The organism is Streptomyces shenzhenensis, assembly GCF_003688995.1.
In the GTDB taxonomy this organism is placed as follows: Bacteria; Actinomycetota; Actinomycetes; order Streptomycetales; family Streptomycetaceae; genus Streptomyces; species Streptomyces shenzhenensis_A.
The window spans coordinates 133,790-147,013 of record NZ_PENI01000013.1 but is presented as its reverse complement, the minus strand read 5'-3'; the positions used below and the strand labels follow the sequence as shown (position 1 = coordinate 147,013).

The 13,224-nt window shown below is 75.1% G+C and carries 11 protein-coding genes and 1 pseudogene; 8 read left to right on the top strand and 4 right to left on the bottom strand.

Annotation, left to right across the window (positions count from 1 at the left end; genetic code table 11):
• The first annotated feature begins 15 nt into the window (after positions 1–15).
• On the top strand, positions 16–573 hold the full coding sequence (locus tag CTZ28_RS21305; protein WP_121891247.1) for a YbaK/EbsC family protein: 558 nt from the start codon (positions 16–18) through the stop codon (positions 571–573).
• Positions 574–575: 2 nt separating this feature from the next.
• On the opposite strand, the gene CTZ28_RS21300 is transcribed toward CTZ28_RS21305, so the two are convergent.
• Positions 576–1,691: a cation diffusion facilitator family transporter gene (locus CTZ28_RS21300; protein ID WP_121891246.1), complete on the bottom strand. Its 1,116-nt coding sequence runs from the start codon at positions 1,689–1,691 to the stop codon at positions 576–578.
• Between the two features lie 61 nt (positions 1,692–1,752).
• Between CTZ28_RS21300 and CTZ28_RS21295 the strand changes: the two genes are divergently transcribed.
• Complete coding sequence (locus tag CTZ28_RS21295) at positions 1,753–2,118, top strand: ArsR/SmtB family transcription factor (protein ID WP_259471718.1); 366 nt, start codon at positions 1,753–1,755, stop codon at positions 2,116–2,118.
• 19 nt (positions 2,119–2,137) lie between these two features.
• Here the strand turns inward: CTZ28_RS21295 and CTZ28_RS21290 are convergent, their stop codons facing one another.
• Positions 2,138–3,352, bottom strand: coding sequence for a 4-hydroxybenzoate 3-monooxygenase (locus CTZ28_RS21290; protein WP_121891244.1), 1,215 nt, complete (start codon positions 3,350–3,352; stop codon positions 2,138–2,140).
• 36 nt (positions 3,353–3,388) lie between these two features.
• The gene (locus tag CTZ28_RS21285; RefSeq protein ID WP_121891331.1) at positions 3,389–3,808 is read right to left on the bottom strand and encodes a CoA-binding protein; all 420 of its coding nucleotides are present in this window, start codon (positions 3,806–3,808) and stop codon (positions 3,389–3,391) included.
• Positions 3,809–3,998: 190 nt separating this feature from the next.
• On the opposite strand from CTZ28_RS21285, the gene CTZ28_RS21280 reads away from it, so the two are divergent.
• Positions 3,999–4,736 (top strand): hypothetical protein, encoded by a 738-nt coding sequence (locus tag CTZ28_RS21280; RefSeq protein ID WP_121891243.1) that lies wholly within the window; start codon positions 3,999–4,001, stop codon positions 4,734–4,736.
• A pseudogene (locus tag CTZ28_RS21275) lies at positions 4,733–5,269 on the top strand (SixA phosphatase family protein); the annotation flags it as partial. The gene CTZ28_RS21280 and the pseudogene CTZ28_RS21275, both read left to right, overlap by 4 nt.
• A 174-nt stretch (positions 5,270–5,443) precedes the next feature.
• Here the strand turns inward: CTZ28_RS21275 and CTZ28_RS21270 are convergent.
• Positions 5,444–7,402: an APC family permease gene (locus tag CTZ28_RS21270; RefSeq protein WP_121891242.1), complete on the bottom strand. Its 1,959-nt coding sequence runs from the start codon at positions 7,400–7,402 to the stop codon at positions 5,444–5,446.
• 198 nt (positions 7,403–7,600) lie between these two features.
• On the opposite strand from CTZ28_RS21270, the gene CTZ28_RS21265 reads away from it, so the two are divergent.
• From CTZ28_RS21265 to CTZ28_RS21250, 4 genes are all read left to right on the top strand, one after another.
• Positions 7,601–8,227 carry a YigZ family protein gene (locus CTZ28_RS21265; protein WP_121891241.1) on the top strand — a complete coding sequence of 209 codons (627 nt, stop codon included), beginning with the start codon at positions 7,601–7,603 and terminating at the stop codon, positions 8,225–8,227.
• Between the two features lie 107 nt (positions 8,228–8,334).
• Complete coding sequence (locus CTZ28_RS21260; RefSeq protein ID WP_121891240.1) at positions 8,335–9,498, top strand: exonuclease SbcCD subunit D; 1,164 nt, start codon at positions 8,335–8,337, stop codon at positions 9,496–9,498.
• Positions 9,495–12,482 (top strand): AAA family ATPase, encoded by a 2,988-nt coding sequence (locus CTZ28_RS21255; protein ID WP_121891239.1) that lies wholly within the window; start codon positions 9,495–9,497, stop codon positions 12,480–12,482. The genes CTZ28_RS21260 and CTZ28_RS21255 overlap by 4 nt, the downstream gene beginning before the upstream one ends.
• A gap of 185 nt (positions 12,483–12,667) precedes the next feature.
• Positions 12,668–13,183 carry an immunity 21 family protein gene (locus tag CTZ28_RS21250; protein WP_121891238.1) on the top strand — a complete coding sequence of 172 codons (516 nt, stop codon included), beginning with the start codon at positions 12,668–12,670 and terminating at the stop codon, positions 13,181–13,183.
• The last annotated feature ends 41 nt before the right edge of the window (positions 13,184–13,224 follow it).

The window sequence follows — 13,224 nt, the reverse complement described above, 5'->3', positions numbered from 1 at the left end:
TGTTAGCGTGCCGACATGCGCGCACCCATCGGAGACTTCGACACCGCCACCCCCGCTCCCGACTGCCTCGACGAGCTGACCGCACCGGTCGCCGACGCGGTGCGCCACTGGCACGGCAGCGTCCCCGCCGACCAGATCGTCTACGTCGACACCGAGCCCGAGTGGGCGGACACCGCCGTCTTCGTCGAGCACTACGGCCGTGAACTGCTGGAGCAGTCCGCGAACTGCGTCGTGGTCGCGGGCAAGCGGGCCGGTGAGACGACCCTCGCGGCGTGCGTCGTGCTCTCCACCACCCGGGTCGACGTCAACGGGGTGGTCCGCCGCCAACTGGGCTCCCGCAAGGCCTCGTTCGCCTCGATGGACACGGCCACCGGGGAGACCGGCATGGAGTACGGCGGCATCACACCGGTCGGACTGCCCGCCGACTGGCCGGTCCTGGTGGACTCCGCCGTCGTCGACCTGCCCTACGTCCTCGTCGGCAGCGGACGCCGGCGCGGCAAACTGCTGGTGCCGGGCAAGGCGTTCGCCGAACTGCCCGGCGCGGTGGTCCTGGACGGGCTGGGCGTCGCCTGAGCTCAGCCGGTCACATGGTGCGCCAGCGCCCGATGCGGGTCCGCCTCGCCGGGCGTGGGCGCCGGATCGGCGTGCACCAGGGCCGCGGTCAGCCTCGGCACGGCGTGCAGCAGGGCGTGCTCGGCGTCGACCGCGATCGCGTGCGCCCGCCGTACCGTCGCGTCGCCGTCCACCACGATCGCCACCTCGGCCCGCAGCCGGTGCCCGATCCAGCGCAGCCGCAGCTCGCCCACCCCGCGCACGCCCGGCACCTCGCGCAACACCCGCTCGGCCCGGTCCACCAGCGCCGGGTCGACGGCGTCCAGCACCCGTCGGAACACCTCGCGCGCGGCGTCCCGCAGGACCAGTGCGATCGCGGCCGTGATCGCCAACCCCACCAGCGGGTCGGCCAGTTGCCAGCCCAGCGCGGACCCGGCGGCGCCCACAAGCACGGCCAGTGAGGTGAAGCCGTCGGTACGGGCGTGCAGCCCGTCGGCGACCAGCGCGGCGGAGCCGATCGACCGCCCCACCCGGATCCGGTAGCGGGCCACCCACTCGTTGCCCGCGAACCCGACCAGCGCGGCCACGGCCACCGCCGGCACGTGCTGCACCGGGCGCGGGTCGAGGAGCCGGTCCACCGCCGTCCACGCCGCGAAGGCCGCGGAGGCGGCGATGGTCAGCACGATGGCGATGCCCGCGAGGTCCTCGGCGCGGCCGTAGCCGTAGGTGAAGCGCCGGTTGGCCGCGCGGCGGCCGAGCAGGAACGCGATGCCGAGCGGCACGGCCGTCAGCGCGTCCGCCGCGTTGTGCGCCGTGTCGCCGAGCAGCGCCACCGAGCCGGACGCGACCACCACCACGGCCTGTGCCAGCGCGGTCACGCCGAGCACCGCCAGGGAGACCCACAGTGCCCGCATGCCACGGGCCGAGGCCTCCAGGGCCGCGTCGAGCTTGTCGCCGCTGTCGTGGGAGTGCGGGGTGAGGAGATGGCCGAGGCGGTGCCGCAGTCCGGAGACTCCCCGGGCTCGCCCGTGCTCGTGGCCGGGGTCGTGCTCGTGCGCATGGCCGTACGCGTGCTCGTGGCCGCGTCCCCGCTCGTGGCCGGGCTCGTGCCCAGGGTCGTGCCGGTGCCGGTCGCTCACGTCGGTCCCCTTCCGGTGCGCGGGAGTGGACGCACGACGCCCACGCCGCCATTATGTGCGTATGAGCGCACGCATGCACCTATCACCTGCGCATCATGCGCACCCGCGCACCCCCGGCCAGGAGCAGTTCGCGGTCGCGGCCGAGCTGCTCGCCCTGCTCGGCGACCGCACCCGCCTCACCCTGCTGCACGCCCTCACGGCCGGGGAGGCCGACGTCGGCACGCTCACCGAGGCGTGCGGCGCGGCCCGGCCCGCCGTCAGCCAGCACCTGGCCAGGCTCCGGCTGGCCGGCCTGGTGAACACGCGCAAGGAGGGCCGCCGGGTGGTCTACTCGCTGCGCCACGACCATCTGCGCCGGCTGGTCGCCGAGGCGCTGGACGTGGCGGACCACCGGCTCACCGAATCCCGCCCCGAAGCCGGGAGTTGAGCGGGTCCGGCCGACGCGGTCAGCAGGCGTCGGCCGCGCCCAGATACTGCTCCGCGAACGCCCTCGCGGCGGCCGGGGAGGTGAACAGCCGGCGCAGCCGGGCCAGCGTGGTGGCCGCGTGGTAGGGGTCGCCGGACGCCGTGCCGTGGTAGATGCCGGACAGCCACTCCGAGAACTCCTGGTAGTCCCAGGCCCGCCGCAGGCCCGCCGCCGAGTAGCCGGCCAGACCGTCCGGGTCGCCCCCGGTGATGAACGCGACGAGCGCGTCGCCCAGCAGGAAGGCGTCGTGCAGGGCGAGGTTCATGCCCTTCGCCGCTATCGGCGCGGTCAGATGGGCCGCGTCGCCCGCGAGGAAGAGCCGCCCGAACACCATGGACGAGACCACGTAGTTGTGCATGTCCAGCACGCGCTTCTCGATCAGCCGGCCCTCCGCGAGCGGCCGCGCCCCCGCCGCGCCGAGCCGCGCCCGCAGCTCCGCCCAGACCCGCTCGTGCGGCCAGTTCTCCGGGTCGTCGCCGGGCGCGCACTGCAGGTAGTAGCGGGTGACCTCGGGGCTGCGGGCCATGTGCCCGGCGAACCCGCGCGGATGGACGCCGAACACCACGCAGTCGGCGGACGGCGGCGCCTCGGCCAGCAGCGCCAGCCAGCCGATGCCGTAGTCGCGCCGCGCCAGCCGGGCCCGCCGCGCGGGCACCGCCTCCCGGGACACCCCGCGCGCGCCGTCGCACCCCGCGACGAAGTCGCAGTGCACGACCCGGCGTTCACCCGTCTCCGGACACAGGTACGACACCGAGGGCCGGTCCGTCTCCAGGTCGTGCAGCCGTACCTCCCGCACGCCGAAGCGGATGTCGCCGCCGCGGACGTCGGCGTACTCGCGCACCAGGTCCGTCACCAGCAACGGCTGCGGATACACATAATGGTGACGGCCCGTCAGTTCGTGGTAGCGGAACCGGTACCGCTCGCCGCCGAAGCGGAACTCGCACTCGTCGTGCACCTGCGCCCGCGCCAGCAGCCCGGCCGCGAGCCCGCGCCGTTCGAGCCCGCGCACCGCCCCCTCCTCGATGACGCCCGCTCGCGGCCGGGTCTCGATGAACTCCCTGCTCTCGGTCTCCAGGACCACGCAGTCGACGGCGGCGGCCCGCAGGATGTTGCCGACGGTGAGCCCGGCGGGCCCGGCGCCCACGACGACGACCGGCCGCCGTTCCACGGACGGGGCGTGGGGGGAGGGGTACATCACCGGGCCATTATGACGGTGTCCGGTCAGGCAGGTTCACCCCGCCCGGCGCTCCAGGGTGGGGATCTCGAGGGCCGGGCAGCGGTCCATGACCATGTCGAGACCGGCGGCCCGGGTCCGCTCGTACGCGGCCTCGTCGATCACCCCGAGCTGGAACCAGACGGCCCGCGCGCCCTTGGCGACCGCGTCGTCGGCGACCTGCCCGGCGAGATCGCTGTTCACGAACACATCCACGACGTCGACCTCGAACGGGATGTCCGCGAGGGAGGCGTACCCCCGCTCGCCGTGGACCGTCTCCGCCTTGGGGTGCACCGGGATCACGCGCTTGCCGAACCGCTGCAGCACCTCGGCCACCGCGTAGGCGGCGCGCCGCCGGTTCGAGGAGAGGCCCACGACGGCCCAGGTGTCACCCAGCTCGGTCAGGATCCTGCGGATCGTCGCTTCGTCGCCGTACACGGTCGCGGCCTCCTCGGGCGTCGCGCTGAACTGTCCTTCGGCCAACAGCGCCCGCCGGGCGGTGATTCCCCCGCGGACCCGCGAGGCCCCCGCGCGGGCGGTTGCGTGCCGCCTACCGTATCTCCCGCCACGGTGTCCGGTTTCGGCGCCAAGTCCTGCGTTCGGGCTTGCGTCCGCCTACGCTCGCCCCGTGCTGCGCATCATCGACGCCCGAACCGGTCAGCCCGTCGTCGCCGCTCCCGCCCGCCGGGGCCTGACCCGGGTCGAGGCGCACGCGCCGGGCTCGGACGTCTCGGCCCTGCGCGTGCTGCTGGTCGCCGACGTACTGGTCCGCGCCCTGGAGCTCGGCGGTACGCCCGTGTGGACCCTGCTCACCGGCGGGCGCCGCCAGGCCGAACTGCGTGCCGCGGCCACGGCCCTGGGCATCCGCCCGTTCGAGGAGGGACGCGACCTGGCCGCGGGTCTCGGTGAGGCGCAGATCGTGCACGTGGCCGGGGACAGCGGCGTGCTGCCCGAGGGCGGGGTCGTCGTCGGCGTGGCCCCCGTGATCCGTGACGCCGGGGCCGGTGCCGCCCCGGACCCGCTCGCCGACCCCGCCGTGCTGCGCCTGGCCCTCCTCGCCGCCCGCCGGGACACGCCCGTGCGCATCGACGCCGACGCGCTCGACCGGGCCGGGCGGACGCTGGCGCGCTGGCGGCGGGCCGTCGCCCACTGGGCGCGGCAGCCGTCCCGGCCGGTCCCCGAGGAGGTGCGCGGGCGGCTGCGCGCCGCATGGGAGGACAATCTGGATGTGACCGAGGTACTGAACGTCCTGGACCGGGTCGCGGACGCCGCCGACCTGCCGGACGGCGCCCGCTTCGAGGCGTACGCGCACGCCGACCGGCTGCTCGGCCTCGATCTCGTCCGCGATCTCGGGAGCGCCGCGTGAGCGCCCGCGCGGGTGTGGGCCCGCTGCGCCGCCTGGTCGTGCTGCGGCACGCCAAGTCCGCCTGGCCCGAAGGCGTCGCCGATCACGAACGCCCGCTCGCCCCGCGCGGCCGGCGCGACGCCCCGGCCGCGGGCCGCGCCCTCGCCGAGGCCGACTGCCTGCCCGACCTGGCCCTGTGCTCCACCGCGCTGCGCGCCCGTAACACCTGGGAGCTGGCCTCGGCCCAGTGGGGCACGCCGCCGCCGGTCCGGTTCGACCCGCGGCTGTACGCGGCCGAGGTGCCGGACCTGATGGGGGTCGTGCACGAGGTGTCGCCCGAGGTCGAGACGCTGCTCCTGGTCGGACACAACCCCGGCCTGGCGGAACTGGTCCTCGACCTGGCCGGGGACAGCCTCGACAACGGCCTGGACGTGGTCCGGACGAAGTTCCCGACGTCGGCCGTCGCGGTCCTGTCCTGGCACGGCACCGGCTGGCAGGCCCTCGCCTCCGGCACCGCGCTCCTCACCTCGGTCACCGTCCCCCGCGGAAAGCGGCCGGGGAAGTCGGGCGGGACCACGGGCGCGACGACGGACGGGACGACGGGCGGGACGTCGGGGGAGAAGGTGCGGGGAGAGGCGCAGGGGACGTCCGGGGACACGGCGCCGGGGCAGGCGGAGGGAGAGCCGCCGGGGCAGGCGGGATAGCGCATCCGGCGTCGGCGCGGGGGCTCATGCCACATGCACCCACGGGCGGCGGCGCCTGTCCGGTTCCGCCCGTCGCAGCACCTCGCGGGTGACCGGCGCGTCCTCGCCCTCGCCGAAGACCAGGAAGCGCACCAGGAGGGGGATCGGGTTGCCCTCCGTCCAGCTGAAGTAGACGTGCGGCACCTCGCCGGTGCGGTCGCGCAGCGCCAGCAGTACGGCCGCGATGGTGTTGGGCACCGTCGACCCCGCCGCCCGCAGCCGCCGCACCCCGTACCGTTCGTCGCCGCGCACCGTGATGTCGGCGGTGAACTCCGAGGAGTCCAGCACGGACACCTCCAGGAACAGCACCGGCGCGCCCTTGGGGATCAGCGTGTGCCGGCGCTGTTCGTGTTCCTTGGCGTGGTAGTCCCGGCTGCCGCGCTCCCGCGGATCGTGCGCGATCAGCCGCAGCGGACCGGCGCCGGCCGCCTCGTCGACGATCCGGCGCGCCGTCCCGTCCAGGACGACCTCGCCCGCGCGCAGTTCGAAGGAGCGGCGCACCCGGGAGCCGAACGAGGTGACCAGGATCGCCACGATGAAGATGCCGGCGATCTTGATGCCGTCGGGCCGCTCCAGGACGTTCGCCACCAGCGTGTACGCGAACACGGCGGTGATCGCCCCGAAGCCGAGCATGGCGCCGTGCCGCCCGCGCGCGTGCATCGCGACGGTGGAGGCGAACGCCGCGGACAGCATCAGGACCAGCACCCCGGTCGCGTACGCCCCGCTCTGCCGGTCGACGTCCGCGCGGAACCACAGGGTGATGAGGACGGCGGCCACCATGAAGACGAGGACCAGCGGACGCACCGCCCGCGTCCACTCCGGTGCCATGCCGTACCGCGGCAGATAGCGCGGGACGAGGTTCAGCAGACCGGCGAGCGCCGACGCCCCCGCGAACCACAGGATCGTGATGGTCGACAGGTCGTACACCGTGCCGAAGCCCTCACCCAGGTACGCGTGCGCCAGATAGGCGAGCGCACGGCCGTTGGCGGGTCCGCCGCTCTTGAAGTCCGCCTGCGGGATGAGGAGCGTCGTGGCCAGGCTGGACAGCAGCAGGAAGCAGCTCATGATCAGCGCGGCGGTGGTGAGCAGCGTGCGGGCGCGGCGGATGCGGCCCGCCGGGTTCTCGTACGTGTCCGTGGGATCGCCCTTGATCTGCGGCATCACGGCGACGCCGGTCTCGAAGCCGGACATGCCGAGCGCCAGCTTCGGGAACACGATGAGCGCCACGCCGATCATCGCCAGGGGCGAGGCGTGCTGGGCCGTCAGCGCGCTGGTCCAGTCGTCGATCCGCGCCGGACGGGCGAGGATCTCCCGGGCGCAGACGGCGAGCACCACGAGGTTGAGCCCCAGATAGACGGCGACCAGCGGCACCGCGATGCCGATGGCCTCACGGAAGCCCTTCAGGAAGACCGCGCCGAGCAGGCCCACCAGGAACAGGGTGATCCAGACGTTCCCGCCGCGCGTCCAGTGCGGCGCGAACGGGTTCTCCAGGACATGTGCGGTGGCGTCCGCGGACGACAGGGTGATCGTGATCATGAAGTCGGTGGCCGCGAAGCCCAGCAGCACCAGGACCAGGAGCTTCCCGGTCCACCACGGCAGCAGCCGCTCCAGCATGGCGATCGAACCCTCGCCGTGCGGGCTCTCGTGCGCGACCCTCCGGTAGACGGGCAGCGCGCCGAGCAGGGTCAGCGCGATCAGCACCAGGGTGGCCAGCGGGGAGAGCAGACCGGCCGCGAGGGCGGCGATGCCCGGCTGGTAGCCCAGCGTCGAGAAGTAGTCCACACCAGTGAGGCACATCACCCGCCACCAGCGGTGGCCCTCCTGGTCCGGGCGCGGCGTGCGGTGCGGCCCGGGGTGGCGGGCCGTCTGCTCGCTCAGCCCCCGCAGCAGCCACTCCCGGCAGCGGGCGGGAACGCCCGTGCCGCGCACCGGGGTGCCGGTCATGCGTTCTCCTGCCTCCTCGGGTTCACGGCAGCTGCACGGGCGGGCCCTTCGGCCGGATACGTACGGATATCCATCACATCGTGACCCGCTCCTCGGCCCGGGGCGACCGCAGGGGCGCCTCACGGTGGTGTGCCGTCACCGCGGGGCCTGCCGCCACCACTCGGCCGGGGCTCGCGGCCGACGGATTAGGCTGGCCCGATGCAGGACGAGTACCGCACGGTCGCCCGTGCCGGCGTGCACGAGACCGAGGTCAATCGCTCCCGGTTCCTGTGCGCGCTCGCCCCGGCCGCCACCGAGCAGGAGGCCCAGGAGTTCATCGCCGCGGTCCGCAAGGAGCACGCCGACGCCACCCACAACTGCTGGGCGTACGTCATCGGCGCCGACGCGGCCGTCCAGAAGGCCAGTGACGACGGTGAACCCGGCGGCACCGCGGGCGTCCCGATGCTCCAGATGCTGCTGCGCCGCGACATGCGGTACGTCGTCGCCGTCGTCACCCGCTACTTCGGCGGCGTCAAGCTCGGCGCGGGCGGGCTCATCCGGGCGTACGGCGGGGCCGTCGGCGAGGCCCTGGACGAGCTCGGCTCCCTCACCCGGCGCCGCTTCCGGCTGGCCACGGTGACCGTCGATCACCAGCGCGCGGGCAAGGTGCAGAACGACCTGCGCGCGACCGGCCGCGCGGTGCGCGACGTCCGGTACGCGGAGGAGGTCACCATCGAGATCGCCCTCCCGGACGCGGACGTGGACGCCTTCCGCGCCTGGCTGGCCGACGCCACCGCCGGGACGGCCCGCTTCGAACCGGGCGGCGAGGCGTACGGGGACGCCTGACCGGCACGGCCGACCGGGCATAACGGGCCTATGGGGCAGGGCTGGTGACGGCCCGAAACGGGAGTGACCGCCCGTGATGTCAGACCCGGCCGTTAGTCTCGGGGATCATGAGACTTCTGCACACTTCCGACTGGCATCTGGGCCGGGCGTTCCACCGGGTGAACCTGCTCGACGCCCAGGCCGAGTTCATCGGACACCTCGTCACGACCGTGCGTGAGCGCGACGTCGACGCGGTGGTCGTGTCGGGAGACGTGTACGACCGGGCGGTGCCCCCGCTCACCGCGGTCGAGCTGTTCGACGACGCGCTGCACCGGCTCGCGGACCTCGGCGTGCCCACGGTGATGATCTCCGGCAACCACGACTCGGCCCGCCGCCTCGGGGTCGGCGCCGGGCTGCTCGACCGCGCGGGCGTCCATCTGCGCACCGACCCCGCCGGCTGCGGCACCCCGGTCGTGCTGGCCGACGCCCACGGGGACGTCGCCTTCTACGGCCTGCCCTACCTCGAACCCGCCCTGGTGAAGGACGCGTTCGGAGTCGACCGGGTGGGCCACGAGCCCGTCCTCGCCGCCGCCATGGACCGGGTCCGCGCCGACCTCGCCGCCCGCGCGCCCGGTACCCGCTCCGTCGTCCTCGCGCACGCCTTCGTCACCGGCGGCGAGGCCAGCGACAGCGAACGGGACATCACCGTCGGCGGAGTGGCCGCCGTCCCGGCCGGAGTCTTCGACGGCGTCGACTACGTGGCGCTCGGGCATCTGCACGGCTGCCAGACCCTCTCCCCGCGCGTGCGCTACTCGGGCTCCCCGCTGGCCTACTCCTTCTCCGAGGCCGACCACCGCAAGAGCATGTGGCTCGTCGACCTCGGCGCCGACGGCTCGGTCGCCGCCGAGCGGGTCGACTGCCCGGTACCGCGCCCGCTGGCCCGGATCCGGGGCACACTGGAGGACCTGCTCGCCGACCCGGCGCTCGTCCGGCACGAGACGGCCTGGGTCGAGGCCACGCTCACCGACCAGGTGCGGCCCGCCGATCCCATGGCCCGGCTCACCGGCCGCTTCCCGCACGCGCTCAGCCTCGTCTTCGCCCCCGAGCGGACCCCGGACGCCCCCGACGTGTCGTACGCAGGACGCCTCGCGGGCCGCGCCGACCAGCAGATCGCCCAGGACTTCGTGGCCCATGTGCGCGGCGCCGGCCCCGACGAGCGGGAACAGGCCGTGCTGCGCGAGGCGTTCGACGCCGTGCGCGCCGACGACGCGCTGCGCGAGGTGGCGCGATGAGGCTGCACCGGCTGGACATCACCGCCTTCGGGCCGTTCGGCGGCTCCCAGCGTGTCGACTTCGACACCCTGTCCGCCGCGGGCCTGTTCCTGCTGCACGGACCGACCGGCGCGGGCAAGACCTCCGTCCTGGACGCCGTGTGCTACGCGCTGTACGGCTCGGTGCCGGGCGCCCGGCAGAGCGGCCAGGGCCTGTCCCTGCGCAGCGACCACGCCGACCCCGGCACCCGCACCGAGGTCCGCCTCGAACTGACCGTCGCCGGACGGCGGTTGGAGGTGACCCGGCAGCCGCCCTGGGAACGGCCCAAGAAGCGCGGTTCGGGCACGACCCTGGACAAGGCCCAGACGTGGCTGCGCGCCTACGACCCGGCGGCCGGCGCCTGGCAGGACCTCAGCCGCTCGCACCAGGAGATCGGCGAGGAGATCACCCAGCTGCTCGGCATGAGCCGGGAACAGTTCTGCCAGGTGGTCCTGCTGCCCCAGGGCGACTTCGCGCGCTTCCTGCGCGCCGACGCCGAGGCCCGGGCCAGACTGCTCGGCCGGCTCTTCGACACCCAGCGCTTCGCCGACGTGGAGAAACGCCTCGCCGAACGGCGCCGCGCCACCGAGGCCCGGGTCCGGGAGGGCGACGCCGCGCTCCTCGCCGACGCGCACCGCATGCAGCAGGAGGCGGGTGACGCCATGGAGCTGCCGGAACTCGCCCCCGGCGAGCCCGGCCTCGCCGAGGCGGTCCTGGGCGCCGCGGCCGTCGCCCGCAGCACCGCCCGGGAACGGCTCGCCGTCGCCGGCTGCCGGCTCACCGCCGCCGAGTCCGCCCAGGCCGCCGCCGACCTGGCACTCGCCGACGTACGCGAACTCGCCCGGCTCCAGCACAGGTTCGCCGAGGCACGGCGGCGCGCCGCGCTCCTGGAGGAACGGGCCGGCGCCCACCGTGCGGCGCAGGCCCGCATGGAGCGGGGCCGCAAGGCGGAGACCGTGGCGCCCGCCCTGGAGCTGCGGGAGGCCGCCGAGGCCGAGCACCGGCTCGCCACCGCCGCCGAAACACACGCGCGCGGGCTGCTGCCGCAGACCTTCGCGGACGCCGGTGCCGACGGGCTCGCCGCCGCCGCCCGCCGGGCCGCCGAGGAACTGGGCGGCCTGGAGTCGGCCCGGCGCGCCGAGCACCGGCTCACGGAACTCGTCGCCGAGCGCGCCGGCCTGGACCGTCAGGAACGCGCCGACGAAGACGTGCTGCGGGAGTCCGGGAGCTGGCTGGCCGGCTGGGACGCCACCCGCTCCGGACTGCAGACCCGGCTGGAATCCGCCCAGGAGGCGGCCACCCGCGCCGAACAACTCGCCGTGCAGCGCGAACCGGCCCGGCGCCGGCTCGACGCGGCCCGGCTGCGGGACCGGCTGGCCGGGGACACGGAAGCGGCACGGAAGCGGGCACTCGCCTCCGGGCAGAACGCCCTCACGGCCCGCGCCCGCTGGCTCGACCTCAAGGAACAGCGGCTGAACGGCATCGCCGCCGAACTCGCCGCGCAGCTCACCGACGGAGCGCCGTGCGCCGTCTGCGGCGCCACCGAACACCCCGCGCCCGCCCGCAGGGTCGCCGGGCACGTCGACCGCGAGGCGGAGGAGCGCGCGCTGGCGGCCCACCAGCGCGCCGACGAACAGCGCGCCGCGGACGAGCGGCGGCTGGGCGCCGTCCGGGAGGCGCTGGCCGCCGCGTCCGCCGAGGCCGGCGACACCTCGACGGAACAACTCGCCGCCCAGACCGATGCGTTGGAGCAGGAGTACGCGCGGGCGCGGCGGGACGCGTCCGGGCTGCACGCCACCCGCGAGGAACTGCGACGGGCCGAGCAGGAGCGCGAACGGCGCCTCGCCGACCGGCAGCAGGCCGAGGTCAGGGCCGCCTCCCGGCTCACCCGGCGGGACACCCTCGACCAGGAACGCGCCGTTCTGGCCGAGGAGTTGGCGCAGGCGCGCGGCGGCGCCGGCAGCGTGGCGGCCCGCGCCGCGCAACTGGAGCGGCAGACGGCCCTGCTCACCGACGCCGCCGACGCCACCCGCGCCGCCGAGGACAGCGCCCGCCGGCTCAAGGAAGCCGACGCCCGGCTGGCCGACGCCGCCTACCGCGCGGGCTTCGCCACCCCGCGCGACGTGGCCGCCGCCCTGCTCGACGACGCGGCCCACCGCGAGCTCCAGCACCTCCTCGACGCCCGGCAGTCCGAGGAGGCCGCCGTACGCGCGCTCCTCGCCGAGGCCGACACGGCCGCCGCCGCCCAGCGGCCGCCCGCCGACCTCGAAGCGGCCGAGCGCGCCGCGGCCTCGGCGGCCGGGCAGCTGCGCGAGGCCGCGTCCGCACGGGACGCCGCGGCCCGCTGCTGCGCCGAACTCGACCGGCTCTCCGCCCGCGCCGCCGACGGTGTGCGCCGGCTGGGACCGCTGCGCGAGGAGTACGACCGCGTGGCCCGGCTCGCCGCGCTCACCGCGGGCACCTCGGCCGACAACGAACGCAGGATGCGCCTGGAGTCGTACGTGCTGGCGGCCCGCCTGGAACAGGTCGCCGCCGCCGCGACGGCACGGCTGCACAGGATGTCCTCCGGCCGCTACACCCTGGTGCACTCCGACGACCGCACCGGACGGGGCCGCAGCGGGCTCGGACTGCACGTGGTCGACGCGTGGACCGGCCGCGAGCGCGACACGGCGACGCTGTCGGGCGGCGAGACGTTCTTCGCCTCCCTCGCGCTGGCCCTCGGCCTCGCGGACGTCGTCACCGACGAGGCGGGCGGGGTCCGGCTGGACACCCTCTTCATCGACGAGGGCTTCGGCAGCCTCGACGACCAGACCCTGGACGAGGTCCTCGACGTGCTCGACTCGCTGCGCGAACGGGACCGCAGCGTCGGCATCGTCAGCCATGTCGCCGATCTGCGGCGCCGCATCCACGCCCAACTGGAGGTGGTGAAGGGCAGATCGGGCTCCGCGCTGCGAGGTCCCGGCTGAGGGCTCCGCGGAAAGGAGCGTGACGCGGCGCCGGCCGGCTGCGGCCGCGTCCTGGCCGGTCGCGCAGTTCCCCGCGCCCCTTCGGGGCGCTACCGGACCGCGGCTGTCGACCGGGCACTTCGGGGCGTAGTGGACGGGTGACCCCTCGTGAAACCGGCCGGTCGCTGTGCGTGTAGGTTCTGCCCATGGCGCGATACGCGGATCCAGGCACGGTGGAGTGGGTGGAGTCGGGCGGGGGCCCGCTGATCGTGGTCCCGGAGGCGGTGTTGCCGTTCTGGGCCGGGGCCGACGGCGAGGACCTCGCCACGGACTACGACCGGGCGTGCGAGGTCGACGGATACGTCGGCCTGCTCCCGGTCGGCGACAGCGCGGCCCTGGTACTCGGCGACGAACCGGCCTCCACCTCGTTCCTGCCGGACCACGGCACCTTCGTACGGTGGAGCGCGGCCGGTTCCGAGGACGAACTGCTCGCGGGCGTCCCCGCGGCCCTCGACGCGGCGGTCTGGCAGAACGAGGTCAGCTGGCAGGTGCCCGGCCCCGTCGTCCTGTTCGACTCGGCCTGGCCCGGCACCGCGACCGAGCGCACCGAGCACCTGCGCGTGCCGCTGGAGCCGGGCCGGTACACGGTGCGCGCGGCCCACGCCCAGCCGGGACCGGAGACCTGGCTCGGCCTCGTCCAGCTGAGCCGGCTGCCGGACTGAACCGGCGGGCCGCCGGCCGGCGGTGCCCACGACGCATGTGT